General features: G+C 46.8%; 21 protein-coding genes. 15 read left to right on the forward strand and 6 right to left on the reverse strand.

Features of this window, described 5'->3' with window-relative positions:
* Positions 1 to 204 precede the first annotated feature (204 nt).
* The 3 genes from XMM383_RS04945 to bktB all read right to left on the reverse strand — a co-directional run bounded on the left by XMM383_RS04945 (position 205) and on the right by bktB (position 5,363).
* Entirely contained in the window at positions 205 to 1,962 is a 1,758-nt protein-coding gene (locus XMM383_RS04945; protein WP_173482592.1) for an acyl-CoA dehydrogenase, read from the reverse strand.
* 14 nt (positions 1,963 to 1,976) lie between these two features.
* A complete protein-coding gene (gene fadB, locus XMM383_RS04950) occupies positions 1,977 to 4,100 on the reverse strand; it encodes a fatty acid oxidation complex subunit alpha FadB (RefSeq protein ID WP_173494619.1) in 2,124 nt (707 codons plus the stop codon).
* Between the two features lie 84 nt (positions 4,101 to 4,184).
* A complete protein-coding gene (gene bktB, locus XMM383_RS04955; protein ID WP_173494620.1) occupies positions 4,185 to 5,363 on the reverse strand; it encodes a beta-ketothiolase BktB in 1,179 nt (392 codons plus the stop codon).
* A 144-nt stretch (positions 5,364 to 5,507) separates the two neighbouring features.
* Between bktB and XMM383_RS04960 the strand changes: the two genes are divergently transcribed.
* A complete protein-coding gene (locus tag XMM383_RS04960; RefSeq protein ID WP_173482589.1) occupies positions 5,508 to 6,512 on the forward strand; it encodes an AraC family transcriptional regulator in 1,005 nt (334 codons plus the stop codon).
* On the opposite strand, the gene XMM383_RS04965 is transcribed toward XMM383_RS04960, so the two are convergent.
* Both XMM383_RS04965 and XMM383_RS04970 read right to left on the reverse strand, forming a co-directional pair.
* Positions 6,509 to 7,534 (reverse strand): MBL fold metallo-hydrolase, encoded by a 1,026-nt coding sequence (locus XMM383_RS04965; RefSeq protein ID WP_173482588.1) that lies wholly within the window; start codon positions 7,532 to 7,534, stop codon positions 6,509 to 6,511. The genes XMM383_RS04960 and XMM383_RS04965 overlap by 4 nt on opposite strands.
* 20 nt (positions 7,535 to 7,554) lie before the next feature.
* Positions 7,555 to 9,195, reverse strand: coding sequence for a fatty acid--CoA ligase (locus XMM383_RS04970; RefSeq protein ID WP_173494621.1), 1,641 nt, complete (start codon positions 9,193 to 9,195; stop codon positions 7,555 to 7,557).
* A 212-nt stretch (positions 9,196 to 9,407) separates the two neighbouring features.
* Here XMM383_RS04970 and XMM383_RS04975 point away from each other — a divergent pair, with 212 nt between their 5' ends.
* The 4 genes from XMM383_RS04975 to XMM383_RS04990 are packed head-to-tail and all read left to right on the forward strand — an operon-like array spanning position 9,408 to position 13,363.
* Entirely contained in the window at positions 9,408 to 11,324 is a 1,917-nt protein-coding gene (locus tag XMM383_RS04975; RefSeq protein WP_173494622.1) for a cache domain-containing protein, read from the forward strand.
* Between the two features lie 48 nt (positions 11,325 to 11,372).
* The gene (locus tag XMM383_RS04980; RefSeq protein ID WP_173494623.1) at positions 11,373 to 12,158 is read left to right on the forward strand and encodes an ATP-binding protein; all 786 of its coding nucleotides are present in this window, start codon (positions 11,373 to 11,375) and stop codon (positions 12,156 to 12,158) included.
* Between the two features lie 6 nt (positions 12,159 to 12,164).
* The gene (locus XMM383_RS04985) at positions 12,165 to 12,863 is read left to right on the forward strand and encodes a response regulator transcription factor (protein WP_173482585.1); all 699 of its coding nucleotides are present in this window, start codon (positions 12,165 to 12,167) and stop codon (positions 12,861 to 12,863) included.
* A 38-nt stretch (positions 12,864 to 12,901) separates the two neighbouring features.
* On the forward strand, positions 12,902 to 13,363 hold the full coding sequence (locus XMM383_RS04990) for a DMT family transporter (protein ID WP_173482584.1): 462 nt from the start codon (positions 12,902 to 12,904) through the stop codon (positions 13,361 to 13,363).
* Between the two features lie 4 nt (positions 13,364 to 13,367).
* On the opposite strand, the gene XMM383_RS04995 is transcribed toward XMM383_RS04990, so the two are convergent.
* Entirely contained in the window at positions 13,368 to 14,378 is a 1,011-nt protein-coding gene (locus XMM383_RS04995) for an AraC family transcriptional regulator (RefSeq protein ID WP_173482583.1), read from the reverse strand.
* 165 nt (positions 14,379 to 14,543) lie between these two features.
* Between XMM383_RS04995 and XMM383_RS05000 the strand changes: the two genes are divergently transcribed.
* From XMM383_RS05000 to XMM383_RS05045, 10 genes are all read left to right on the forward strand, one after another.
* A complete protein-coding gene (locus tag XMM383_RS05000) occupies positions 14,544 to 15,383 on the forward strand; it encodes a 3-hydroxyacyl-CoA dehydrogenase family protein (protein ID WP_217362098.1) in 840 nt (279 codons plus the stop codon).
* A gap of 107 nt (positions 15,384 to 15,490) precedes the next feature.
* Positions 15,491 to 17,119 carry an acyl-CoA synthetase gene (locus XMM383_RS05005; protein WP_217362097.1) on the forward strand — a complete coding sequence of 543 codons (1,629 nt, stop codon included), beginning with the start codon at positions 15,491 to 15,493 and terminating at the stop codon, positions 17,117 to 17,119.
* 48 nt (positions 17,120 to 17,167) lie between these two features.
* Positions 17,168 to 17,917: an electron transfer flavoprotein subunit beta/FixA family protein gene (locus XMM383_RS05010; protein WP_173494624.1), complete on the forward strand. Its 750-nt coding sequence runs from the start codon at positions 17,168 to 17,170 to the stop codon at positions 17,915 to 17,917.
* Positions 17,918 to 17,930: 13 nt separating this feature from the next.
* Entirely contained in the window at positions 17,931 to 18,857 is a 927-nt protein-coding gene (locus XMM383_RS05015) for an electron transfer flavoprotein subunit alpha/FixB family protein (RefSeq protein WP_173482580.1), read from the forward strand.
* Positions 18,858 to 18,931: 74 nt separating this feature from the next.
* Complete coding sequence (locus tag XMM383_RS05020) at positions 18,932 to 20,701, forward strand: acyl-CoA dehydrogenase (RefSeq protein WP_173482579.1); 1,770 nt, start codon at positions 18,932 to 18,934, stop codon at positions 20,699 to 20,701.
* A 38-nt stretch (positions 20,702 to 20,739) separates the two neighbouring features.
* Positions 20,740 to 22,368, forward strand: coding sequence for an electron transfer flavoprotein-ubiquinone oxidoreductase (locus XMM383_RS05025; protein ID WP_173494625.1), 1,629 nt, complete (start codon positions 20,740 to 20,742; stop codon positions 22,366 to 22,368).
* Between the two features lie 250 nt (positions 22,369 to 22,618).
* Positions 22,619 to 23,050 (forward strand): rubrerythrin family protein, encoded by a 432-nt coding sequence (locus XMM383_RS05030; RefSeq protein ID WP_173481720.1) that lies wholly within the window; start codon positions 22,619 to 22,621, stop codon positions 23,048 to 23,050.
* 59 nt (positions 23,051 to 23,109) lie between these two features.
* Positions 23,110 to 24,450: a heterodisulfide reductase-related iron-sulfur binding cluster gene (locus XMM383_RS05035; protein ID WP_173494626.1), complete on the forward strand. Its 1,341-nt coding sequence runs from the start codon at positions 23,110 to 23,112 to the stop codon at positions 24,448 to 24,450.
* A 10-nt stretch (positions 24,451 to 24,460) separates the two neighbouring features.
* Entirely contained in the window at positions 24,461 to 25,045 is a 585-nt protein-coding gene (locus XMM383_RS05040; RefSeq protein WP_173494627.1) for a DUF3501 family protein, read from the forward strand.
* Between the two features lie 127 nt (positions 25,046 to 25,172).
* The gene (locus tag XMM383_RS05045; protein ID WP_173494628.1) at positions 25,173 to 26,171 is read left to right on the forward strand and encodes an efflux RND transporter periplasmic adaptor subunit; all 999 of its coding nucleotides are present in this window, start codon (positions 25,173 to 25,175) and stop codon (positions 26,169 to 26,171) included.

Genomic DNA, 26,171 nt, shown 5'->3' on the forward strand with positions numbered 1-26,171 from the left:
CAAGGTTAAGTAGTAAGCTTGTCGTAACTATTAAGAGAATACGACGAATTGTGTTTTGTGGGGTCGTCTTTGTAATATTTGTGACACAATTGCAATTAATCGTTATTTTTCAATTGCTTATTGTTTATTATCCATTGGTATTAGAGGGCTTTTTAGACAAAAAAATGCCCTGCTGTGGCAGGGCAAAAGATCTAAGTCTGAAAATTAAAATTGACTGATTTCAAACTTAAATAGGGAACTAAGACCTTTTTGTGCAAGACCTAGGTGAGTTTGGGCACGAGGCAGTAGATATTCTGTGTAGAATTGAGTGGTTGCTAACTTAGCTGCAATAAAGTCGTCAGAGAAGTTTCCGTCTGAGCTAGTTTTTGCTGCTATAGCTGAACGCGCTAGCATCCAGCCTCCACACAGGTAACCCATGCCCATGAGGTAATCGAAGCTAACAGCCGCACCCTGATTTAGATCTGACGAGGTGATTGCGTGTACTGCTGCTTGGGCCTCTTTCACTGAGTTGGCAAGCGCTTCCCCGATTACAGATAAACCCTCAACTTGAGCAGTTTCTTTCGCAGTATTTAACACTTCTGCTAGGAAATTGTTTACCGCAGCGCCCTGATCTAGAAGTGTTTTGCGTCCCACTAAATCAAGTGCCTGGATTCCAGTTGTGCCTTCGTATATCGGAAGAATTCGAGCATCTCTAAAGTGTTGCGCGGCACCTGTCTCTTCAATGAAGCCCATGCCGCCATGAATTTGCACATTTAAAGAACAGACCTCTTGGGCAAGCTCTGTCATCCAGCCTTTAACAATGGGAGTGTATAGTTCAACACGCTTTTGCGCGTCACTGTTTGGTTCGGAGTGATGTGCGCGGTCTATCTCTGCAGCAGCTTCAAGGACAAATGCTCTCATCGCCTCGGTAGCTGCTCGCTGTGTGAGAAGCATGCGGCGTACATCTGGGAATTCGATGATGGCAAGTTTTTCGCCGCTTTTAGAGCGACCTTGGATGCGATCACGCGCATAGCTAACTGATTGTTGGCGGGCGCGCTCAGCGATTGAAAGGCCTTGTAATCCCACAGACTGGCGAGCGTGGTTCATCATTGTGAACATGTACGCCAAGCCTTTGTTTGCTTCGCCAATAAGGTAGCCAACCGCACCGCCCTGATCTCCAAAACTCATGACACAGGTTGGGCTAGAGTGGATGCCCAGTTTGTGCTCAAGTGCGATAGCATGTGCATCATTTCGTTGAGTGTAATTACCCGCTTCGTCTTTTAGGAATTTAGGTACTAAGAATAGTGAAATTCCTTTAACGCCCGCTGGTGCATCAGGTAGGCGAGCTAGTACCAGGTGGACGATGTTATCGGTCATCTGGTGATCGCCCCAGGTGATGAAGATTTTTTGACCTTTGACTAGGTAATGATCGCCCATTGGAGTTGCAGTTGATCGAATTGCGGCTAGATCTGAGCCTGCATCAGGTTCTGTAAGGTTCATGGTGCCTGTCCACTCACCTGATACCATTTTTTCTAGAAACTCTGCTTTCAGTTCATTAGAAGCGTGTTCTGTTACCGCTGCAACTGCACCCTGGTTTAGAAGGGGGCAAAGGGCAAACGCGAGGTTGGCGCTCTGCCAAATTTCATTCACTGCCGTACCTAATACATTAGGTAGGTTTTGACCCATGTACTCCTCTTGAGAGGTGAGGCCGTTCCAGCCACCCTCTACAAATTGTGCATACGCCTCTTTATAACCCGCAGTCTCTTGAACTCCATTAGAATCCAGTTTTGGTGGATTTTTATCTCCAATAGAGTTGAGGGGTGCTAATAGTTGGCTGCCAAGTTTCCCGGCTTCGTTTAAAACTATCTCCGCTAATTCGGAGTTGCATTCATCTGCGCCAATCGTATTGCAAAGTTGATCAAGTCCAATCACTTCGTTAAGTACGAAAAGTGCATCATCTTGAGGGTGTTGGTAGTCACTCATAGATAAAACTCCGATTAGTAAAATGTTCTGTTTTCATTCGCGCGAGCGATGAAGTTTTCGGTGGTTTGGTATAGCGCACCAAGAGAAGCATATTGTTCAACCTTGGCTTGGAACTCTTTAAGACCTATCAGGTCAATATAGCGTAGTGCTCCGCCTCGGAATTTCGGAAAGCCAAGTCCGAGTATTAAGCCCATATCCGCTTCGGCTGCCGAGGAGACGATGCCATCCTCTAAACAGCGCACAGTCTCCATGCATAGTGGAATCATTAGACGATCAATGATCTCCTGATCACTGAAACTGCGCTGATCCGCTGCATGCTCTGAAATGAGCGCAAGCGTGCTTTCTGCTGGGCGTTTAAAACGGTTGCCGTTTTCGTCTTTGCCGTAGGCATAGAAGCCCGAACCGCTCTTCTGGCCCAGCTCACCTTTTGCAAGCAATGACTCAGCAATTACAGTGCCGTCATGGCCCATGCGTTCAGGGAATCCTTGTTGTAAAACCTGATCAGCGTGGACAAGGACATCAATCCCCACTACATCGGCAAGATAGGCCGGGCCCATTGGCCAGCCGAACGATTCCATGACGCGGTCGATCTGCTCGAAATCTGCGCCATCGAGTAGCAAACGGTTAAACGCATTGAAGTAAGGGAAGAGAATTCTGTTAACTAAAAAGCCTGGGCAATCATTCACAACAATCGGTTTTTTACCCATGGCAAGTGCGTAATTTACAGCACGAGCGACTGTTTCATCGCTGGTTTTTTCTCCGCGGATAACTTCAACTAACGGCATAGCATGGACAGGATTGAAAAAGTGCATGCCGCAGAATTGCTCTGGACGCTGCAGCGATTCTGCCAAGCTAGTAATTGAGATGGTTGATGTGTTCGAAGAGAGTACAGCGTCATCCCTTAACACACTCTCTACATCACTCAATACCATCGCTTTAACTTTTGGATTTTCGACCACAGCTTCAACAACCATATCGACATCACCAAAGCCTTCGTAATTAAGGGTTGGATTGATTTTAGTGAGTGTTTCAATCTTCTGCTCTTCGGATAACTTACCCTTCTTAATTTGGCGATCGAGTAGTACGGATGCAGTTGAAACCCCAAGGTCTAACGCTGGTTCGTTGATATCTTTCATCTCAACAGGAATGCCGCTGATTGCTGACTGGTAAGCAATACCACCGCCCATGACTCCGGCGCCAATAACTGCACCCTTGCTTACAGATCCACCTGCTTTTGCAAAACGTTTAGCTTGAGTTTTAATGAATTGATCACTCGCAAAGAGGCCGCTTAATGCCTTGCCGGCATCGGATTGCATCAAAGTTGCAAAGCATTGAGCCTCAGCATCGAGTGCTGAAGTGAAGTCTAATTGAGCTGTGTTACTGATTAGTTCGATGATCTCAGTTGCAGCGGGTGTATTTGCATTCAACTGCGATCCAAATTTATTTAGAGCTGCAGCTTTAATTGCTTCGCTACTCTGCTTTGATGCAAGCTGTTTACGTAAGCGTTGGCTCTCAGTTGCCTGTTTCTGACTGTTTAAGAGAAGGGAAACAGCACTTTCAACGCCTGTGTCATCAGCAATCGCATCTACTAATCCTATCTCACGGGCTTTATCTGCCTTTAATGGTCTGCCTGATAGGATCATCTCAAAAGCCTTGTCTGCTCCAGCTAATCGAGCAACTCGAATATTTCCACCCCAGCCTGGGCAGAGACCTAGAGTAATTTCGGGTAGGCCAATAAGTGCGTCCTGAGTAGCTACACGAAAATCTGTAGTTAAAGCGATCTCTAAACCACCGCCCAGCGCCATGCCGTTAATGATACTGACTGTTGGGAATGGCAGGTTTTCAATTGAATTAAAAAGGGCATGGGTTTCGTCAAGCATCTCGAGTATTGCAGCCTTATGCTGTTTCTGTAGCTCGATTAGCTCAAGTATATTTGCACCTACAACAAACGAAGATTTGCTGCTGCGAATAATTAAGCCTAGTGCACTGCTTTCAGATTTGATCGTTTGAACCGCAGTTTTCAGTTCAGATAAAACAGCGGCGCTTAATGTGTTTACACTTGCATTATTCGAGTTGATGACAAGCTCAATAATAGAGTCTTTGCGTTGAATAACTTGGATATGTTCGCCTGTATACATCGTTCTTTTACCTTATAAAAAATGGCGGGTGAAATTCACCCACCTAAAGACACTTCAAGGGTGATAGTGTCGAGCGAAAATTGATTAAGTTCGTTCTATTAGTGCAGCTATTCCTTGGCCGCCGCCGATACATAGGCTAATGATTGCAAAGCGGCCTTGGGTGCGCTCAAGTTCGTAAAGTGCTTTTGTCGTGATGATGGCGCCCGTCGCACCAATTGGGTGTCCTAGAGATATCCCGCTTCCGTTTGGATTTAGACGATCCATAGGTAGTTTTAGCTCTTTAGCAACAGCCAGAGCCTGTGCTGCAAAGGCTTCATTGACTTCATATAGATCGATGTCATCTACAGAAAGGTTTTGACGCGCAAGGATCTGTTGAATCGCAGGCACTGGACCAATTCCCATGTAGGCTGGGTCTACACCTGCGACGCTGTAATCGACCAACCTGGCCATGGGCTTTAGGTTGCGACGTTGAGCCTCTTCAGCAGACATCATGACTACAGCAGCTGCCGCATCATTCAGCCCCGATGCATTACCTGCAGTTACCGTACCCTCACGTTTAAATACAGGTTTTAGATTGCTCATGTCAGTTAATGCGCAGTTGTGACGAACATGCTCATCGGTATCGACAAGTTGTTCACCTTTACGGGTTTTCAATGTTACCGGTACGATCTGCTCTTTGAAGAAGCCATTTTCTATCGCCACCTGAGCTCGATTATGGCTGGTGACTGCCAGTTGATCCTGCTCTTCACGTGAAATGTTGTATTTTTCTGCAAGATTCTCTGCTGTTACACCCATGTGAACTTGGTTGATTGGGCAGGTTAGCGCTCCGACCATCGCATCAACCATTTTTCCATCGCCCATGCGCTGACCAAACCGAGCTGATGGAATGTGGTAAGGAACACGGCTCATCGATTCTGCGCCGCCCGCAACCACTGTTTTACAAATACCCAATTGAATTTGCTGGGCAGCAGTAAGAATTGCTTGTAAACCACTTCCGCAGAGGCGGTTTACTGTTAGGGCAGGCGTCCTTTCTGGGATGCCTGCCCCCAGGGCTGCCACACGTGAAATATACATATCTGCAGCTTCGCTATGCGTCACATTACCGATAACGGCCTGTTCGATATCAGAGTTTTCTATCCCCGCGCGTCTGATAGCTTCGTTAATCACAAGTGCCCCAAGTTGTGTTGGTGCTTGATCCTTAAAAGAGCCGCCAAAGGTTCCGATGGCTGTGCGAGCGGCGCTTAAAAAAACTACTTCTTGCATGAAAAACTCCGGTTTTAAATTGTTATAGGGGCAATATTTTACGGATGAAATTAGGGGTTAGAATTGCAAAAACAGATCGATAATTAGCAAAAACGGACATGCTTAGATAGAATCACTCCTCGCTTACAACTTAATAGAAAGAACATGAAATCTGTCCAGCAAACTATCTCCATTCACTTCGTTCATGAATTGATAAGTGCTATAGATGATCAGAGTGTTGATGTTCAATTGATGCTTAGTAAAGCGGGTATAAATCCCCGTCTTCTAACCAGTCGTTTATCACGTGTTACGCCAACGCAATTTTCGCGTTTCATTTTGTCGATTTGGCGTTCTATGGATGATGAATTCATGGGGATGGCTAATAAAAACGCCAGGTTTGGCATGTTTATGTTGATGGCAAAGCATGCTGTCTGCTTGCCTGATCTTGGCTCTTTCTTCCGTTATTTAAGTGATTTTTATGCGCTTACGGGTAGTGCTATGAAATTGGGGCTAGAGGAGGATGAGGAGTGGGTACGTTTAACACTTAAAACTGATGCGAATACACATTACTCAGGCTATACGCTGGATGAATTTTATCTGATGGTTTGGCATCGATTTGGTAGTTGGTTAGTCGGGAAAACAATAAACCTTAATTCTGTTGAATTTGCATTTTCGGAACCTATGCATTTTTCAGAATATCAACTCATGTACCCATCCCCTGTCATCTTTAATAAATCCGCAAATGCTTTGGTCTTTAAACGCAGTCAAATGTCACTTCCTATCGTTCAAGATGAAGGCAGTTTGGATCAATATATAAGGCGCTTACCTTACGCCTGGTTCACAAAACAGGCGTATCAGCAGACCTTCACTAAGAAAACCTATGACTATTTGGTTAGGGTGGGTTTTGCTAATGCCTCGATAGAGCATCTAGCGAATGAGCTCTACATAACTTCCCGCACATTAAGACGCAAACTTGCGGATGAAAAGGGCAGTTTTCAATCCATTAAAGATCGTGTCAGATTGGATCAGGCAATTACATTACTTGGTCAGAAAAAGCTCTCAATCCATAACATCTCTATTGAGTTAGGTTTTTCTGATGCTCCCTCTTTCTCTCGTGCATTCAAGAACTGGACTGGAGTTTCGCCGCATACGTTTAGAGCGAAAAGTTAAACAGCAATGTAGAGAGGAATGTCACTCTCATCACCAACTACTTCAATTTTCTGTTGTGCAATTTGATAGTTGATATAGGACCTCGTTTCCCCGAATGCAAGGTGGTGTTCGAACGGTGAAAGATCGCGAGGAAACAGTGCTCTTAATAGCTCTTCAGCTGTACTAGGTGTTTTGCAAAAACGAGTGATTTTGTGTGCGTTTTCAAGATAACCCTCAACTAACTCATCGATTCGAGCTGAAAGATTAGTCATCGATTTTTCATGTGAAGGTAACACCAGTGTCTCAGATGGCAGTGATTTAAGCTGAAGTAACCCATCGATCCAAGTTTTTAACGGATTGGCGTCAGCATCACCAAATCGAACGCTTACATTAGAGCTTATTCTTGCCAGTACTTGGTCGCCTGCGATCAGAATATTTCTATCTCGATTGAACAGTGATACGTGGGCTACAGTGTGGCCATCATTTACAAAAATGTCCCAGGTCTCGTTTTTAATAGTGAGTGTGCCTGGTTCAAGTGCGACGTATGTGCTTGGTAGTGGATAGAAGGCTCTTTGAAAGCCCAATAATCCTCTAATGATGAGCTCGTATTCAGACTCTGGAATACCCCCTTGATGGTAAAACTCATTCAGATTGCTTGAGAGTGCGGCATCTTCAGCGGGATTCATCGCTAAAAATTGCTTTATTCCATCGTATTCGGGTTTGCTTACCCAAAGGGGTACATTCCATTTATCACAGATCCATCCAGCAACGCCGATATGATCTACATGAGCATGAGTGGCTAGTACAGCCTTTAAAGGTCTCGATTCAGGCAGTTTTTCTAGGATGTTTTCTAGAATTTTTTGTGACTTTTCGCTTTTAATACCTGTATCAACAAGGATCCACCCATCGGAATCTTCGACTAGGTAAACGTTGATATGATCCAGTGCAAAGGGTAGCGGCAACCGAATTTGGTAGATGCCTTCTGCGACCTCTGTGGGTATACCCAGTAAGTTGTCTTCAGGTATTGGTTGCACTGAATTCATATCGATCTAGTTTTCCGTAGTTAGACGCTTGCACGAATGACTTTTTTATCGATTTTACCGACACTGGTTTTTGGAATCGACTCAACAATCTTAACCTGTTGAGGAATAGCCCATTTATTGATTCTGCCGCTTTCAACAAATTGCATTAGATGTTGTTGGATCTCCGTTGGTTCAAGGGTTGCATCAGAAGCAGTAACTATAAGCGCTAGCGGGCGTTCATCCCACTTTTCGTCTGGAATACCTACTACTGCAACTTCGTTGACAGCTGGGTGTTGGCTAATGAGATTTTCTAGCTCGAGTGACGAGATCCATTCACCACCAGTTTTGATGACATCCTTGATACGGTCTTTGATCTGTAAGAAGCCGCGGCCATCAATTGAGCCAACATCTCCCGTATGAAGCCAGCCGTTGCTCCACAGCTCTTCGCTTCGTTCAGGCTCTTTTACATACCCCTGTGTTAACCATGGTGCACGCACCACCACTTCGCCCATCGCTTCTCCATCGTGCGGAACATCGTGGCCATTAGGGTCTACGATTCGTAGGTCAACGAGACCCATTGGAACGCCTGTTTTGATTCGTGTGCTCATCTGGTTTTCGATAGACAACTCACGTGTATCGGTGTGCAGGTAGGTTATGGTCAGTAGAGGACAGGTTTCGGACATGCCGTATCCGGTATGGAATTTAATTCCTTTAGCAGCCATAGCATTTGCAAGGCCGAGTGTCGGTGCACTTCCTCCGGTCATTAATTTCCAACGCGATAGATCGGTTGTTTTGGCCTCTTCAGACTCAAGGATCATCTGGAGCACAGCCGGAACACCGTGCGAGAAAGTTACACCCTCTTCGCGATATAGGCGGACCAGTTTGTTTGGCTCATAACGACCCGGATATACCTGCTTAATACCTTTCATGGTTGCTACATATGGGATGCCCCATGCGTGAACGTGGAACATAGGCGTCATTGGCATGTAGACGTCATCAGAGCGAAGCAGTGGAAGTGCGTCGTATGCCCCCATAGTGACAGCAGCATTAAGTGTGTGAAGTACCAGTTGTCGGTGTGAGAAAAAGACCCCTTTAGGGTTTCCAGTTGTGCCGGTTGTGTAGAAGGTTGTCGCTACAGAATTTTCATCGAAATCAGGGAAATCATACTGTTCAGAGGATTCTGCAAGTAACGCTTCATATTCACCAAGTGTCGCAAGCTTTGTAGATTTTGCACTCTCTTTATCTGTCAATTGAACCACCGTTTTCACAGAGGGTACCTGGGAGGCAATATCTTCAAAGAGTTCTACAAAATCATCATGTACTAAGACCATGTCATCTTCTGCATGGTTCATCGTGTAAGCAATTTGATCCGGGCTTAAACGAATATTTACATGGTGCAAGATTGCACCAATCATTGGTACAGCAAAGTACGCTTCTAAGTAGCGGTGGCTATCCCAGTCCATTACAGCAACAGTATCGCCCGCACCTATGCCAGCTTTCGTAAGCAGGTTCGCGAGGCGAGCAATACGTTTATTAAGTTCAACGTAGTTGTATCTAACCTTATCGCCGTAAACGATCTCCTGGTTAGGCTCATATCTGACGCCTGAAAGAAGTAGACTCTTGATTAGAAGGGGGTATTGGTAAGCACTTTCCGTTGGCGCCAGTATTTTTGTTGTTTTCATCGGTGTTTGCTCCATCTTTAAAATTTGTTGCTGGGACAAGGTTTAATGGGATTTAGTGAGTCTCTATTAAATATCTTAAGGTTTGCGCAGTTCTGACTAAATTCCACCGAAATGTGACTGATGCAGAAATTAGCTCCCATAACGAATAGACTAGGGAACCATGGAATTGTTCGCAGGTTCCCTAGCTTTTTTGGTGATGAATATTTGATTTCATGAAAAAGAATAAGATTCGAAATCGCTCCATACTGCTCATCTTAGCGATGCTTGGAATGACCTTTATTGGTATCTACAGCTACTCTGTGCCTCTTATTCGTGCGGAGGTGTACAAGATTGAGCGTAACTCTGCTCGTTTGGCGCTGGATAATGTCTATCAGCTGGCGGACAAGATGTTCTCGAGTGTCGATACTTATAGGCTACAGGCACTTGAATCACGTAAGGCCTCTTTGCGTACCATCGTTGATCTGGTGGGTGCCCAGTTAAGTCGCTCTGTTGTAGCAGGAGGCGATCCAAGAGCGATTATTAAACTGTTCGAACAGCTTCGATATGACGAAGAGGGTTATATCTGGATAGCCGATCGCAATGGTGTGCTCCTATCACACCCAAACCCAGAGTTAATTGGTAAGCCAATTTCCGATAGTTCTGATGGGCAGCTCGCTATACTCGCGAAAATACACCGTGAAGTAACCGAGAAAGGGGAAGCATTTATTAGCTATCCCTGGCAGTCAGTAGGAAGTGATACCTCATCCGAAAAACTATCCTTCATCCGTTTTTTTCCAGATCTTGGTGTCAGCATTGGTACCGGTGTTTTTATGGTTGATATTGAGCGGCAAGTCGTTGAGCGACGTGAGCAGCTGGTCAATGAGCTACGTGCGGCTCTCATGGAGATCAAAATTGCCAGAACCGGCTACATGTTTATTTTTGATTCGTCGGGTTATTTGGTTGCGCACCCTAACTCAAATATCGATAAGACGAATGCCACTAACCTAAAAAACCCCACCACGGGGCGGTCGATTATATTCGACCTGAAGTCAGTTGCGGACACTGGAGAAGAGCTTTTATATGCCTGGGACTCGCCGGCTGACCCGGGTAATTATGTGCATGAAAAGATCTCGCTTGTTCGCAAATTAGAAGGCCTCGACTGGTATATCTGTTCTTCTGTTTATGTGGATGAATTGCAAAGTAGCGCTTTCACTCTAAGTCAGCGAATACTCATGATCGCGCTTATCAGTATTCTTATAGCCGTCATTGTTGGCTCTTTTGCTATTGACCGAATTCTTTCGCCCCTTCGTCGCCTCGCATCCGCTGCCCAGCGTGTCAAAGATGGTGATTTTAGAGTTCGATCAGGTATTCAGAGTGATGATGAACTCGGTATTCTTGCCTCTACTTTTGACAGTATGGTCGCACGTATCGGGCATAGTGTGGATGCTCTTGGCCAAGAGGTTGTGCGCAAATCCAACATGGTCGAACAATTAGAGGAGCGGCAAACACTTATTCTGGACGCGCTCCCTGCTCAGGTTGCTTACTTAACTAGCGATCTACGTTTCCTTTTTGTTAACCGAGAATATGCAGCGTTTTATGGTTTGAACAAAGAGGGCATCATTGGGCGCAAATTAAGCGATGTTATCCCTGGTTCCATGCAGGTCGAAATTGCCTCTCACATTAATCGATGCCTCTCTGGTGAGGATGTTGTTTTTGAGTATGTATCAGAGGGGCCAAAAGGTCAGTTGATAACACGTCGTCGATTCATTCCTGAGTTCGATACTGCTGGAAACGTCGTTGGTATTTTCAATCTTTCTCTGGATATTACAGACGAGAAAAACTCAGAGCGACGAATGCTTGAAGCCTCGCGTATGACAGCGGCTGGCCAGTTGGCGGGGGGGTTGACCCATGACTTCAATAACTTGCTGACAGTCATTATCGGGAACCTTTTAGCAGCTAAAGATCATAATGAGTCGCAGAGTATTGAGGGTAATTTATCGCCTGCACTGAGAGCGGCCTATCGTGGCGCAGACATTATTCGTCGCTTGATGACCTTTGCTCGCGCACAGTCTCAAGAACTTGTTCTTGTGGGGGCCGCATCTGCAATTAATGGAGTGTCAGAGCTTATAAAAAGCTCTCTACCAGCATAGATAAATTTCAATGTTACTGGCAAATCTGACGCTTTAATTGAAGTGGATTTGGCTCAGTTTGAAAACGCACTGATTAACCTAGCACTAAATGCGCGCGATAGTATGCCCGACGGTGGCCAAATTGAGATTTGCGTGGTTAATAGTGCCAGCGCTTCCCCCAGAGGTTTTGATGAGGCCGTTGTTCCAGGGGAATATGTTCTAATTGAAGTAAAAGATTCCGGTACTGGATTTAGTCGTGACGCGATTCAGAGAGCATTTGAACCATTTTTCACTACCAAAAAAGGGCGTGGGTCAGGACTTGGTCTAAGTATGGTCTATGGCTTTGCAAAGCAGTCAAATGGTTACATTAGAATCCTGAATAATTCAGATATTGGTTCCACGATTTCTATTCTTTTGCCTAAAGCGAAGCAAAAGGACTCGGCGGTACATCAACTCTCTGCCGATGCCGAAAAATTAGCTCCAACTCTGATGGATGGACTTTTGTTGTTGGTGGAGGATGATCTTGATGTGCGCCAGGTAGTACGTGATCAATTGACATCAATAGGCTTAAGCGTGGTGGAGGCTTCAGACACTGATGAAGCGCTGTTACTTATAGATGCTATTCCAGATATACGCACACTAATCAGTGACATTGACCTTCCCGGGCGTTTCAATGGCATTGAGCTAGCTAATCATCTATGTGGTAATAGAGGTGTTGAACGTATTTTGTTGATGACGGGTAATGCTGAGTATGCAGTCGAACATTCAACAGCTGCCTGCTACGAAATTTTACTTAAGCCATTTACACGAGAACAGATTGTGACTGCCCTTAATCGGACGGTGGCAAGAGGATAACGAGATATGGAAAAGAATCTGATCTACGTGGTCGATGATGAGTCAGATATTTGTGATCTGATTCAAACAGAACTAGAGAGGTTCGGTTATCAGGTAGCGACCTTTAATACTGGAGCTGCAATTCTTAAAGGGCTAAAGCAGCAGCGGCCAGAGCTCTGTGTTGTCGATTTAGGTCTGCCAGATATGGACGGTCTGACTCTTGTCGGAGAGATGGTGAATCAGTTCAATGTTGGGGTGCTAATTCTGTCGGGCAGAGGCAGTCTTCCCGATCGTGTACTTGGGCTAGAGCTGGGTGCAGATGATTATCTTACTAAGCCATTTGAGCCGCGTGAGTTGGTCGCAAGGGTCAAGAGTCTATTGCGTCGAATCCATCGTGACGATGTGGTTAATGCAGTGCGTATAGCTCGCTTTTCAGGCTGGAGTTTTGATTTAGATTCGTTAACCCTCACCTCGCAAACGGGTGAGGAGACGATTTTAAGCACAGCCGAGGCCAACATGCTCGTTTCGTTTTTGAAAGCGCCCAAAAAGATCTTAACGCGTGATCAGCTTCTAGGTGATCAGATTATTCCTTATGATCGAAGTATCGATTCGCGTATGTCCAGATTGCGCAAAAAAGTCGAAGAGAACGTTAAAGATCCTAAAATCATTAAGACGGTATACGGTGCAGGATACATGTTGACTGCTGATGTCGACTGGGAATCCTGACCCCTATTTGAACAAGCTGAGTTGTTGGAAACATATCTATGAACAATCCTCTTGTGTATGCGCTAGTAATGCTACTTGCCGGTATTGGAATTCCGACGATGGCTACCCTAAATGGTGGTCTTGGCGGACGTTTGATGAGCTCCTCCTTGGCAACTGCGATGGCTTTGGCGTTAGCTTTTACATCGGTGTCGGTCTACTTACTTGCAACCGAAGGTTTTCCTAAAAAATTCGTCGCTGAGGATCTCCCCATCTATTTTTATCTAGGGGGGTTCTGTGTCGCTTTTTACGTTATTAGTGTGACCTGGATCGTGCCGCGCTTTGGTGTATCTAATGCGATAGCGTTTGCTCTTTTGGGACAGTTAATTGCAATGAGTACTATCGACCATTTTGGTCTCTTCGGTGCGCAGCAATATGCCTTAACTCTGAAGCGAATAATTGGCTTACTTGTGATGGCTGTAGGTATCTATTTGGTACTTGATAAAACAGTGGTCCAAAAATAGTTTTTTAAAACTGCCCTGTTCGAAACGCTCTAGGAGTTTGACCAGTCCACTTTTTAAAAGAGCGCGTAAATGCGGCAGTTTCAGAAAAACCAAGCTGTTGCGATATCCGTTGAATTGAAAGAGAGGATTGGTTTAGCAGATGCAGAGCACTGTCTCGTCTGAGCTCGTCTTTAATATCTTGAAATCCAGTACCCTCATCATCAAGTTTTCTTCGTAGCGTTCTAACAGTCATATTGAGTTGATGGGCGACACTTTCCATATCTATCTCGACAAACTCCATGTGACCCATGATATCTCTTACGCGACGGGTGAATACCGGCAGATACTCTTGTCGAGTGAACCATTGCAGCGGTGCGCTGCGGAGATGATCACGAAGGGTCTCCAGATTTTGAACGATCGGTGCTTTTAACGCCTCTACCTCAAAGATGAGTCGGTTAGCGGATGATTCATATGAGACTGGGCAGGGGAAGATAAGCCGATACTCGTCTGCATGTGGCGGTTTAGGGCCTGTCATTTGCGCTTCAAATAGGTGAATCCTGCGGCCAATCAGCCAGCTCGGAAAGCGGTGCCAGAGTAGAAGTAGGAAGTCTCTAAGAAGGTAGTCTGGATCCAACTCAGGTTTGGAAAGTGACATCTCGAGCGTCGCTTTGGAGTTGTCGACACTAAGTGTAAGTGAGAGTGATTCATTCACTAAACGGTAGAAGCGACATAAGTGCTTATAAACCTCTAACAGGTTTTCTGCGCGCACCGCCTCCCTCGCGAAGAGACTAAACGTCCCATACCGAGCAGGACGTTCGGCACAGGCCATGAACTCATCGTCCCCTCGCTCCCATGAGAGTCGAGCTAATGAACCGAACTGCGCGGGCGTTAAGCGAAACTTTTGGTTGCCGAGGAGTCGTCCGTCCAGATTTGAGTCTTTAAGTAGTGAGCCAATATCGACTCCCATCCGTGCTGCGGATTTAAGTGTTCCCAGCGCAAAATGAGAGGAGATGCTATTGTTATCAAAATGCTGCATAGCGCTGACCGAAAATCTATCTATTGGCTTCTACTTAGGTATTAGTGTCACAATATAGCGCAATTTCACGTCCGAAAATATCAATAAATAGTCTCGCCTTATCATTTAGTCCTTGCCACTTATGCCCGATAATTTAAACCATGCAAAAAGTTAAAGGTTAGAGTGATGATTCAGCAGGTTGGTGTTGTCGGCGCAGGACAGATGGGGCAAGGAATTGCTCAGGTTTTGGCGTGTGCGGGTATCCAGGTTGTATTGGTTGATATCTCCGCGGATCAGTTAGAGTTAGCTCTCAGTCGCACCGAAATGAGTGTTGCTAAGCTTAAAGAGCGCAATAAGCTTCCAGTAGAGTGTAATCCACTACCTTTCATTGCTACATCTGTTTCAATGGATGCTTTAGCTAACTGCGACCTGGTGGTTGAGGCTGCTACTGAAGATGAGATGACCAAGCGTAAGATTTTCCAAGCGCTCAATGGAGTTTGTAAATCTTCAGCTATTCTGGCGAGTAATACCTCCTCAATTTCAATCGGTCGATTGGCAGCTTTAGTAGATAATCCAGAGCGTATGTTGGGTGTGCACTTTATGAATCCGGTGCCTTTGATGGCGTTGATTGAAGTGATAGTGACTAAGCACACCTCAGAAAATACTCGATCGACAGTGCTCGAACTCGCTGAGAAATTAGGTAAAACAGCGGTTGTTGTTAAAGACCGCCCTGCATTTGTGCTCAACCGAATTTTACTTCCGACCATTAATGAAGCGATTCGTGTTGTCGAAGAGGGTACTGCAACACCAGAACAGGTCGATCAAATCATGACACTTGGGGCAGGCTTCCCAATTGGGCCGCTAGCTCTCGCTGATATGATTGGTTTGGACACCTGTCTAAGTATTTTGGATTTGATGTTTGTTGAGCTTAAAGATGCTCGATATCTACCTGCGCCTCTTTTGCGAGAAAAAGTGGTTGAGGGAGAGCTAGGTAAGAAAAGCGGAAAAGGTTTTTATACCTACTAAATTTAGGGAATTAACGCTGTTTAAGCTGCTCAAAGCGGTTTAAGCTGTGACGATAAACAGAATAAACGAGTGATAAAACTCGCATAAAATAAATGAGGGATAATCAGATGCACAACTCACCCTTTGAGACCAACCTTGATCAATGCTCTGCAAACTATGCAGCATTAACACCTATCAGCTTCCTTGAGCGTTCTGCGTTCATCTACCCTGATCGAACTGCAACAGTGAATGGCGCTGTTCGTCGTACTTGGTTAGAGACTCTCACACGTTGTAAGCAGTTAGCGAGCGCCCTCAATAAAGCGGGTGTTAAAAAGGGTGAGGCCGTATCAATCATTGCATCTAACCTTCCAGAGCATTTTGAATCGCACTTCGGTGTGCCGATGGCTGGAGCTGTTCTTAACTCGATTAACACGCGTCTGGATGCGGCAGCTGTTGCGTTTATCCTTCAGCACGCTGAAGCAAAAGTATTCCTAGTCGATAAAGAGTTTGGTGAATTGGCTACGGCTGCACTAGGCATGCTAGACAACAAACCGCTTGTGATTGGTATTGATGATGCTAGCTATGATGGCGGTGTGATGATCGGTGAGATGGACTACGAAGCGTTTATCGCTGGTGGTGATCCGGAATACGATTTCCCGCGCGTTACTGATGAGTGGAATGCGATCTCATTAAACTACACTTCAGGTACTACAGGTGATCCGAAAGGGGTTGTTTACCACCACCGTGGTGCTTACCTGAATGCTGCAAGCAATGCGTTATCTTGGGGTATGGAAATTCACGCATCGTACCTTTGGACTCTACCAATGTTCCACTGTAACGGCTGGTGTTTCCCTTGGACCATTGCCGCACAAGCGGGCGTCAGTGTGAGCTTGCGTCATGTCCGTGCCGATAAGATTTTTGAACTGATCAAAGAAGAAGAGGTTGGCTACTTCTGTGGTGCGCCAATCGTTCTTAATATGCTGAACTCATCTCCTGCTGAGATGAAAGCGGGCATCAACCACAAAGTTAAAGTAATGACCGCGGGTGCTGCTCCTCCAGCTCCAGTTATCGCTGGTATGGAAGCAATTGGTTTTGAGGTAACTCATGTCTACGGTCTAACTGAGACCTATGGTCCATGTGCTGTTTGTGCATGGAAAGATGAGTGGAATGAAAAATCACCTGCAGAAAAATCTGTGCTTAAAGCTCGCCAAGGTGTGCGTTCGCCAATGATGGAAGGCATGGTGGTTATGGATCCAGAGACCATGGAACTTGTGCCTAAAGATGGTGAGACCATGGGTGAGATCTTCATGCGAGGTAACCTTGTCATGAAGGGCTATCTGAAGAACCCATCAACTACTGAGAAGTCATTCAAAGGCGGCTGGTTCGCATCGGGTGATTTGGCGGTATGGCATGCAGATGGCTACGTGCAGATTAAAGACCGTTCGAAAGATGTCATCATCTCGGGTGGTGAGAACATCTCTAGTATCGAAGTTGAAGGTGTTCTTTATTCTCACCCTCACATTCAAGAGGCTGCAGTTGTAGCGAAGAATGACGAGAAGTGGGGCGAAACACCGTGTGCATTCGTCACTCTAAAAGAGGGTGCGCCAGAGGTAAGTGAAGCGGATGTGATCGAGTTCTGTCGTGAGCACCTAGCACGTTTCAAAGTACCTAAGAATGTTGTTTTCGGTCCGCTACCAAAAACGTCGACCGGTAAGATTCAGAAGTTCGTACTGCGCGATCAAGCAAACGCGCTGTAATAGAGTTTATGTAGAGTGGCCTTAGTGGCCATGTTTTGAGGAGTTAACATGAAAGCATTAGTCGCAGTAAAACGCGTTATTGACTACAACGTTAAGGTTCGCGTTAAAGCGGATAACAGCGATGTAGATTTGGCAAATACTAAAATGTCGATCAACCCATTCTGTGAGATTGCAGTTGAAGAGGCTGTGCGTCTTAAAGAAGCGGGCGTTGTTTCTGAGATCGTTGTTGTATCGATCGGCGACAAGTCTTGCCAAGAGCAGATGCGTTACGCAATGGCGCTAGGTGCTGACCGTGGTATCCAGGTTGAAGCGGAAGGCAAGCTTAACTCGCTAGACGTTGCGCGTATCCTTGCAAAAGTGAACGAGTCTGAGAACGCTGAGATTCTTCTTCTAGGTAAACAGGCGATCGACTCTGACAACAACCAGACTGGTCAGATGCTTGCAGCACTTCTAGATGTGCCTCAGGCAACCTTCGCATCTGAAGTGAAAATCGCTGACGGTAAAGCACAGGTAACACGTGAAGTGGATGGTGGTCTTGTCACTGTTGAGATGGATCTCCCAGCGGTTATTACGACTGACCTACGTCTAAACGAGCCACGCTTCGCGGCACTGCCAAAAATCATGCAGGCAAAGCGTAAGCCTCTAGATGTTAAAACGCTTGCAGATCTTGGCGTTGAGCTAACAAACAGCGTGCAGTTGATCTCTGTTGAGACTCCAGCAGAGCGTAGTGGCGGTATCAAAGTGGATTCTGTTGATGCGCTGCTCGACAAACTACGTAACGAAGCACAGGTTATCTAAGGGAGAGTTGATGATGAAAACGTTGATTATTGCTGAACACGACGGTCAGTCACTTAAAGGTGCAACTCTTTCTGCAGTGACAGCTGCAACTAAACTAGGCGCTCCTGTTGATGTGCTAGTGGTTGGTTCTTCTGTATCGGCAGCGGCTACTCAGGCGGCTTCAGTTGCGGGTGTGGATCGCGTCCTTACCTTTGAAGATGCAGCGCTTGAGCACACGCTTGCTGAATTCGTAGCACCTATCGCTAAACAGCTAGCGGGTGATTACACACACATCATTTTAGGTGCGAGCACTTTTGGTAAAGATTTGGCACCACGCGTTGCGGCGCTTTGCGGTGTTAACCAGCTATCTGAAGTGATTGAAGTGATCGATGCAGATACGTTCAAGCGTCCAATCTACGCTGGTAACGCTATCGCGACTGTGAAGAGCAGCGACGCGCTTAAAGTGATGACTGTTCGTGGTACTGCATTTGCTGCTGCTGGTAATGGCGGTTCAGCTGCTGTTGAAGCGGCATCAGTGACTGTCCCAGCTGCGAAAGTACGTTTCGTAGGTGCAGAGGTGAGCGAATCAGATCGTCCAGAACTTGAATCTGCAGATATCGTTGTTTCAGGTGGTCGTGGTGTAGGTTCTAAAGAGGACTTCGCTAAGGTATTCGAACTTGCAGATAAGCTTGGTGCTGCAGTGGGCGCATCACGTGCTGCGGTCGACAGCGGCTTTGTGCCAAACGATATGCAGGTTGGCCAGACAGGTAAGATGGTAGCGCCTAAGCTATACATTGCTGTAGGTATCTCAGGCGCTATCCAGCACCTTGCAGGTATGAAAGAGTCAGGCACTATCGTTGCTATTAACAAAGATGAAGAAGCGCCAATCTTCGGCATTGCAGACTACGGTCTAGTGGGTGATCTACACGAGATCCTTCCAGAGCTAGTATCGAAAATCTAAATCAAACAAGGGCAGCCTAGCTGCCCTCTGTTTTTAAGAGCTTTCCAACGCTTTCCAAATCGGGAATCTATTCTATGAGTATCTATAACGCGCCTGCACAGGACACCGCTTTTGTATTGGATCAATTGGTTGAATTCGATCAACTTTGCCAGGCGATGGGCCTGGATGAAGTTAATCTTGAACTGGCCAATGTCGTCGTTGAAGAGGCGGGTAAGCTCGCATCTGAAGTACTGGCTCCGCTCAATGCAGTGGGTGACCAAAATGGCGCACGCCTTGAGGGTGACAAGGTTATTGAGACTCCGGGATTCTCTGATGCTTATCAACAATATATGGAAAACGGTTGGGCAACTCTGACAGCTCCTGAAGCGTTTGGCGGCCAGGGCTTGCCAAATGTTGTAGGTACGGCAGTCAATGAGTTGTGGCACTCGGCCAATATGGCGTTTGCACTCTGCCCGATGTTGACTCAGGGTTCGATTGAAGCACTGATCGCTCACGGCAGTGATGAGCTAAAAGATCAGTACCTATCGCGCTTAGTCAGCGGTGAGTGGACCGGCACCATGAATCTGACTGAACCTAACGCGGGTTCAGATTTAGCAGCCGTTTCAACCAAAGCGGTACCGAATGGCGATCACTACCTGATCTCAGGCCAGAAGATCTACATCACTTGGGGCGATCATCAGATGACCCCGAACATTGTGCATTTAGTCTTGGCGCGACTTCCAGATGCACCGGCCGGTGTAAAAGGGATTTCGCTGTTTATCGTGCCTAAGTTCTTGCTGGATGAGAACGGAGAGCCTGCAGAGCTAAACGATGCAAAATGCATCTCTCTAGAGCACAAATTGGGCATTCATGGTTCGCCAACCTGTACGATGAGTTTTGGCGATAATGGCGGTGCAGTAGGCTACCTGGTCGGTGAAGAGAACAAAGGCTTGGCTTACATGTTCACCATGATGAACCATGCACGTCAGTCGGTGGGTCTGCAGGGTTTGTCGATCTCTGAACGTGCTTATCAGCAAGCGGTTGCCTACGCGAAAGAGCGCACACAGGGCAGTCGTAAAGATGGTTCGAAAATCCCTATTATTGAGCATCCCGATGTGCGTCGCATGTTGATGGCGATGCGCTCGGGCTGTGAATCGATGCGTGCATTGGCCCTAGTTGCTGCTGCTGAGATTGATCGTTCGCACATCGAGGGTGATCAAACGGCGGCTAAAGCGCGTGTTGAACTGTTAACGCCGATCGTGAAGGGCTGGATGACAGAGATGGCCAATGAACTGACCTCTCTGAATATTCAGGTTCATGGTGGCATGGGCTTTATCGAAGAGGCTGGCGCGGCTCAGCACTACCGTGACGCCCGTATCTTAGCCATTTATGAAGGTACTAACGGCATTCAGGCACTGGATCTGATTGGTCGTAAAACCTTGAGCGATAACGGTGCAGCGTTAGCGGATCTGCTTGATGAAATGGCGGCTATTGAAGCCGATCTTCGAGCGTGCGGACTTGATAAGATGGCCAATCGTTTTGTGGCATCCGTGGCCCGCGCACGAGAGATTCGAGAGTTTATTCTTGATCGTGCTGCTGCCGATCGCAGCTTAATGGGTGCGGTCGCATTCGATTTCTTAATGCAGATGGGCTACCTCACCGGCGCCTACCTAATGGCAAAAGAGGCCATTCGAGCTAAAGCCTTAAGCGGAGCAGGTTCTGCTTACTCGGATGAGTTTTTGGCCGCTAAAGTTGCCACCGTGCGCTTTTATGCAGAGCACTACTTGCCACGAGCAGAAGCTCATGCACAAACGATTATGACGGGCCTTGATGCCGCATTTGTGCTGAGTGACGAACAGTTTTAATTTACATTTCAGTGATTGAGTCGTTTTAGGAGAGATCAATGGATTATGAAGTAATGGACTTTGATGTCCTAATTGTAGGTGCAGGCCCTGCGGGACTTGCAGCTGCTTGTAAGATCAAACAACTCAATGCTGATCTGATGGTCTGTGTTGTTGAGAAAGCGGCTGAGGTGGGTGGTCATATCCTGTCAGGCGCGGTGGTCGATCCTAAAGCGTTAACTGAACTCTTCCCAGATTGGAAAGAGCAGGGCGCACCCCTGGTCACTGAAGCGAAAACAGACGAAATCGTCCTTCTGAAAAACGAGATAAAATCGATTACAGTGCCTAACTTTGTGGCACCTAAAACGATGCACAACCACGGCTGTTACATCGCCTCTGTTGGCAATCTGTCACGTTGGTTGTCAGAACAGGCTGAAGCCTTGGGTGTTGAGGTGTTTCCTGGCTTCCCTGCGGCTGAAGTTCTTTATAACGAAGACGGCAGTGTCAAAGGTGTTCTCACCGGTGCGATGGGCATTGGCGAAAACGGTGAAGAGAAAGATAGCTACGTGCCGAGCATGGCGCTGCTGGCTAAGTTCACACTCTTTGCCGAAGGCTGTCGCGGTCATTTAGGTAAAGAGCTGATCAGTCAGTTCAACTTGGATGAGGGCAAAGATCCTCAGCACTACGGTCTTGGTATTAAAGAGCTATGGGATATCGATCCTGCGCAACATAAAGAGGGCTTGGTGATTCATGGCTCTGGTTGGCCATTGAGTGACGGTACAAGTGGTGGCTTCTTCCTTTACCATGCTGAGAATAATCAGGTCGTTGTGGGCCTAATCGTCGATTTGAACTACTCAAACCCTTGGGTCAGTCCTTTTGATGAATTCCAACGTATGAAGCACCACCCGAAAATCGCGCAGTACTTAGAGGGCGGTACTCGTGTCTCTTACGGTGCACGTGCCATTGCTAAGGGTGGTTACAACTGTCTTCCAGAGATGACCTTCCCTGGTGGTCTATTGATCGGTTGTGATGCCGGTACCTTGAACTTCTCGCGCATCAAAGGTGTTCACACGGCAATGAAGTCGGGCATGTTGGCGGCCGAAGCGGTAGTCTCTGCTATTGCTGAAGAGTCAAACACGGCAACCACATTTAATGATCTCTACAAAAACTCTTGGTTGTACCAAGAGTTGTACAGCTCACGTAACTTTGGCCCAGCTCTACATAAGTTTGGTCCAATTCTTGGTGGCGCTTTCAATACGCTGGATCAGAACATCTTTGGTGGTCGTATCCCAGTGACACTGCACGATACTCACGTCGACCATGAGATGCTGCGTCCAGCAAGCGAGTGTACGAAGATCGATTACCCTAAACCAGACGGAAAGCTATCATTCGATAAGCTTTCGTCAGTGTTTATTTCGAACACCGTGCATGAGGAGGATCAGCCTTGTCACCTACAGCTGAAGGATAGCAGTGTTCCTATCACCGTTAACTTTGCTCTGTATGCCGAGCCAGCACAGCGTTACTGCCCAGCCGGTGTATATGAAGTGCTTGAAGATGAAGCCGAACCACGCCTTCAGATTAACGCAGCCAACTGCCTGCACTGTAAGACCTGTGACATCAAAGACCCCACGCAGAATATTCGTTGGGTGGCACCAGAGGGTGGCGGTGGCCCTAACTACCCGAACATGTAAATCAGGCATTGGTTTAGCGGCCTGGTGAATTACTAATTAAAGAGAGCTTTTTAGCTCTCTTTTTCGTTTCTTAAAGAGACCGCTTTATGTTGCCAGCTTTAGGGTTGAAAGGTGAATAGGAAAGATCTATCAGCACCATAGAAAATTAAAATTAAGCCAATTTTGAGATCCTGGCGTATTTTTAAGTGAGACAAGAAATTTTCTTGTCCAAGCTCTGTTTAGTTAGCTAACAAAAATAGGAGAGAACATCATGGATCTCAAAGGTACTAAAACAGAAGAGAATCTAAAGGCAGCATTCGCTGGCGAATCAAAAGCAAACCGTCGTTACCTATATTTTGCCAACATGGCAGACATCGAGGGTGCTCCAGAAGTAGCCAACGTATTCCGTAATACGGCTGAAGGTGAAACTGGTCACGCGCACGGCCACATGGAATACCTAATCGATGGTGGTTCAGGTGACCCTGAAACTGGTCTAGCTGCAGGTAATGTGGCGGAAGCACTGGAATCTGCGATTGCAGGTGAAACTCACGAGTACACTGACATGTACCCAGGCATGGCGAAAGCAGCTCGTGAAGAGGGCTTTGACGAGATTGCTGATTGGTTCGAGACGCTTGCAAAAGCAGAACGCAGTCACGCTAATAAGTTCCAGAAAACTCTGGAAGCTTACAAAGCGGAAGCGTAATCAGCCTACGATAGGTCGGGCAAGCTGTTCGACCTATCGATCTTTGCCTGGAGAGTGTTATGAGTACAAAAAAAGAGGGCAACCTAGAAGCCCCAACACGCCATCCTCTGGATTGGAAAAATCCAACTTTTTACGACAAAGATGACCTTCACCAAGAGATGGAGCGCGTCTTTGATATCTGTCACGGTTGCCGTCGTTGCCTGAGTTTATGTGACGCCTTCCCAACGCTGTTTGATCTGATTGATGAAAGCGAAACTATGGAAGTCGATGGTGTTGCTAAAGAGGACTACAAGAAGGTTGTTGATCAGTGCTACCTCTGTGACATGTGTTACATGGCGAAGTGCCCTTACGTACCTCCACACCCGTTTGATTTAGATTTTCCGCATCTTATGCTGCGCGCTAAAGCGGTTGAGACCAAAGAGAAGGGTCTCCCCATGCGCGACAAGATTTTATCCAGCACTGACACCACCGGTAAGCTAGCCGGTATCCCCATTGTCAGTGAGACGATTAATACGGTTAACCATTGGAAGCCGACACGCAAAGCACTCTCTGCGACCTTAGGCGTTGACGAAGAGGCATGGTTACCTCCATTTGCAAGCAAGAAGTTACGCAGCAAAGCCAAGCCGAATGAGACTTTTGACGTTGTAGCGGGTGAACGCACACCCGGAAAAGTGGCACTGTTTGCGACCTGCTACATCAATTACAACGAGCCGGGTATTGGTGAAGATTTTATTGCCGTACTAGAGCACAACGACATTCCCTGGACCTTTGCTCAGAAAGAGGTCTGCTGTGGCATGCCGAAGCTAGAGCAGGGCGATCTTGAAGGGGTGGACTCGCTAAAACGTATCAATATCCCGCAACTGGCTAAGTTAGCCAAAGAGGGTTATGCGCTGACGTCGGCTGTGCCAAGTTGTACCTTGATGTTTAAACAAGAGCTGCCACTAATGTACCCGGATGACGAAGAGGTTAAGTTGGTCCAGGAAGCATTTTGGGATCCGTTTGAATACCTGATCGCACGTCAAAAAGATGGTCTATTGAAAGCGGAGTTTGAACAAGGACTAGGTAAAGTCTCTTACCATGTTCCCTGTCACGGTCGCGTGCAAAACGTCGGTAAGAAAACCGAAGAGATGTTGAAGCAGATTCCTGATACCGAACTAAAAACAGTAGAGCGATGCAGTGGTCACGCTGGCACCTACGGTGTTAAGAAAGAGTTTCATGAAAAAGCGATGAAGATAGGTAAGCCGGTATTCCGTCAGATGGCTGATTTTGATCCGGATTATATTTCGAGTGACTGCCCATTGGGAGGAGCTCACATCGCACAAGGTATCGATAAAAATCACGATAAGCAGCCAGAAAAGTCACACCCAATATCACTATTGCGCAAGGCTTATGGCATTTAAGGAGTAGAGTATGACCCAATTAGTACGCGACTCGTTAATGTCGCTGGAAACCTACCACAAAGAACGTCCTGAATTTCGTAAAAAGGCACTGGAGCACCGCCGTCGAAGAACGGTCTTTATTGGTCCCAACGTCACGCTTCAGTTTGAAGATGAGTTGACCATCCGCTACCAGATCCAAGAGATGCTTCGTATCGAGAAAACCTTCGATGAAGAGGGTATTCAAGATGAGTTGGATGCCTACAACCCGCTGATTCCTGATGGGACCAACCTGAAGTGTACACAGCTCATTGAATTTGCCGATCCAGACGAGCGCAAAGTGGCACTGGGTAAGTTGGTCGGGCTTGAACACAAAACCTATGTTCAGGTATTCGGCCATGAAAAGGTGTTTGCGATAGCCGATGAAGATTTAGAACGCAGTACTGAAGAGAAGACCAGTGCCGTCCACTTCATGCGTTTTGAATTAACTGATGAGATGATTGCGACACTTAAAGCGGGCGCGGCCCTTGCCGTTGGTGTGGATCACCCCAACTATCAGCACCATATAGATGAAGTAGACCCTGAAACTCAGGTTACTTTAACCGCTGATCTTAAATAGTTCTGATCCCTGAAGAGAGGGTGCAGTCGGCTACCCTCTCACTCTTTTATTTTGCAATGCACCATTCCTCGCTAGACTGCGTAGATATCGGTCTAGATCTTTAGACCATCCGTCACAATCGAGGTTAATGATGCGCTCCCTTCTTTTTGCTTTAGTGTTTGGCCTATCTAACAGTGTTCACGCAGCACCTGTGGTGTCGACCCAGTCTTTAGCGGACTTGGTCTACTACCCAACATTCTCAGCACCTGCTGAAGTGATCAGTGCCAATGATGCAGCGCTGAGTGCTGAACTCTCCGCACGTATTGTGAAGATTAATGTTGAGGTGGGTGATCGAGTGAAGCAGGGCGACTCACTGGTGAATTTAGATTGCCGTACCTACGAGAGTCAGTTGGCGACGCAAAAAGCGGTTTTGAGTGAGTTGCGCTCACAACGCCCACTTTTGAGTGATCAATACGAACGTGCCAAGACTCTGAACAAACGAGGCAATCTAGGTGACGATGCTCTGCAACAGCGTGAAACGGCGCTTACCTCATTGGATGCCCGCATCGATGTGCAAAACCGTCAGATTGAACTGGCTGGTATTGCGACTGAAAATTGTTCGCTGGTTGCTCCATTCGATGGAGTCATTGCAGCACGAATGGCTCAGCTAGGTGCCTTAGCCGCTCCCGGTATGCCTCTGCTTCAGTTGGTTCAAACGGATGGGGCAGAACTAGAAGCCAAAGTCGCCCCTGGAAAAGGGGTTGCTGAGAGCAAGGTGTGGTTTGAAAGCAACGGCCAATCTTTCGCGGTTGAGTTAAGAGCTAAATTGCCCATTATTGATCGTCGCGAACGCACGCAGACCTACCGTTTTATTTTTACTGAAGCGACGCCCGAGATTGGTGCAACGGGTCGTTTAACCTGGACCGCCAATCAACCGCACGTCTCCTCTGAACTGTTGGTTCGCCGTAAAGTGGATGGCGAATGGAAGCTTGGTCTGTTGCTTGAAAAGCAGGGTGTCGCACAATTCTTCGTAGTCGACAGTGCCATAGAGGGTCAGCCTGCGGCGGTTGATCTTCCCAAGGGGTCACAGGTCATTACCGAGGGTCGATTGCTCGCAGTCGAGGGCGAAGCGGTAGAGGTGCGCTGA

Source organism: Marinobacterium sp. xm-m-383 (genome assembly GCF_013283255.1).
Lineage (GTDB): Bacteria > Pseudomonadota > Gammaproteobacteria > Pseudomonadales > Balneatricaceae > Marinobacterium_E.

Coding starts and splice junctions, on each gene's coding strand:
- XMM383_RS04945 (WP_173482592.1), bottom strand. CDS start 1,962: ATGAGTGACTACCAACACCCTCAAGATGATGCACTTTTCGTACTTAAC.
- fadB (WP_173494619.1), bottom strand. CDS start 4,100: ATGTATACAGGCGAACATATCCAAGTTATTCAACGCAAAGACTCTATT.
- bktB (WP_173494620.1), bottom strand. CDS start 5,363: ATGCAAGAAGTAGTTTTTTTAAGCGCCGCTCGCACAGCCATCGGAACC.
- XMM383_RS04960 (WP_173482589.1), top strand. CDS start 5,508: ATGAAATCTGTCCAGCAAACTATCTCCATTCACTTCGTTCATGAATTG.
- XMM383_RS04965 (WP_173482588.1), bottom strand. CDS start 7,534: ATGAATTCAGTGCAACCAATACCTGAAGACAACTTACTGGGTATACCC.
- XMM383_RS04970 (WP_173494621.1), bottom strand. CDS start 9,195: ATGAAAACAACAAAAATACTGGCGCCAACGGAAAGTGCTTACCAATAC.
- XMM383_RS04975 (WP_173494622.1), top strand. CDS start 9,408: ATGAAAAAGAATAAGATTCGAAATCGCTCCATACTGCTCATCTTAGCG.
- XMM383_RS04985 (WP_173482585.1), top strand. CDS start 12,165: ATGGAAAAGAATCTGATCTACGTGGTCGATGATGAGTCAGATATTTGT.
- XMM383_RS04990 (WP_173482584.1), top strand. CDS start 12,902: ATGAACAATCCTCTTGTGTATGCGCTAGTAATGCTACTTGCCGGTATT.
- XMM383_RS04995 (WP_173482583.1), bottom strand. CDS start 14,378: ATGCAGCATTTTGATAACAATAGCATCTCCTCTCATTTTGCGCTGGGA.
- XMM383_RS05000 (WP_217362098.1), top strand. CDS start 14,544: ATGATTCAGCAGGTTGGTGTTGTCGGCGCAGGACAGATGGGGCAAGGA.
- XMM383_RS05005 (WP_217362097.1), top strand. CDS start 15,491: ATGCACAACTCACCCTTTGAGACCAACCTTGATCAATGCTCTGCAAAC.
- XMM383_RS05010 (WP_173494624.1), top strand. CDS start 17,168: ATGAAAGCATTAGTCGCAGTAAAACGCGTTATTGACTACAACGTTAAG.
- XMM383_RS05015 (WP_173482580.1), top strand. CDS start 17,931: ATGAAAACGTTGATTATTGCTGAACACGACGGTCAGTCACTTAAAGGT.
- XMM383_RS05020 (WP_173482579.1), top strand. CDS start 18,932: ATGAGTATCTATAACGCGCCTGCACAGGACACCGCTTTTGTATTGGAT.
- XMM383_RS05025 (WP_173494625.1), top strand. CDS start 20,740: ATGGATTATGAAGTAATGGACTTTGATGTCCTAATTGTAGGTGCAGGC.
- XMM383_RS05030 (WP_173481720.1), top strand. CDS start 22,619: ATGGATCTCAAAGGTACTAAAACAGAAGAGAATCTAAAGGCAGCATTC.
- XMM383_RS05035 (WP_173494626.1), top strand. CDS start 23,110: ATGAGTACAAAAAAAGAGGGCAACCTAGAAGCCCCAACACGCCATCCT.
- XMM383_RS05040 (WP_173494627.1), top strand. CDS start 24,461: ATGACCCAATTAGTACGCGACTCGTTAATGTCGCTGGAAACCTACCAC.
- XMM383_RS05045 (WP_173494628.1), top strand. CDS start 25,173: ATGATGCGCTCCCTTCTTTTTGCTTTAGTGTTTGGCCTATCTAACAGT.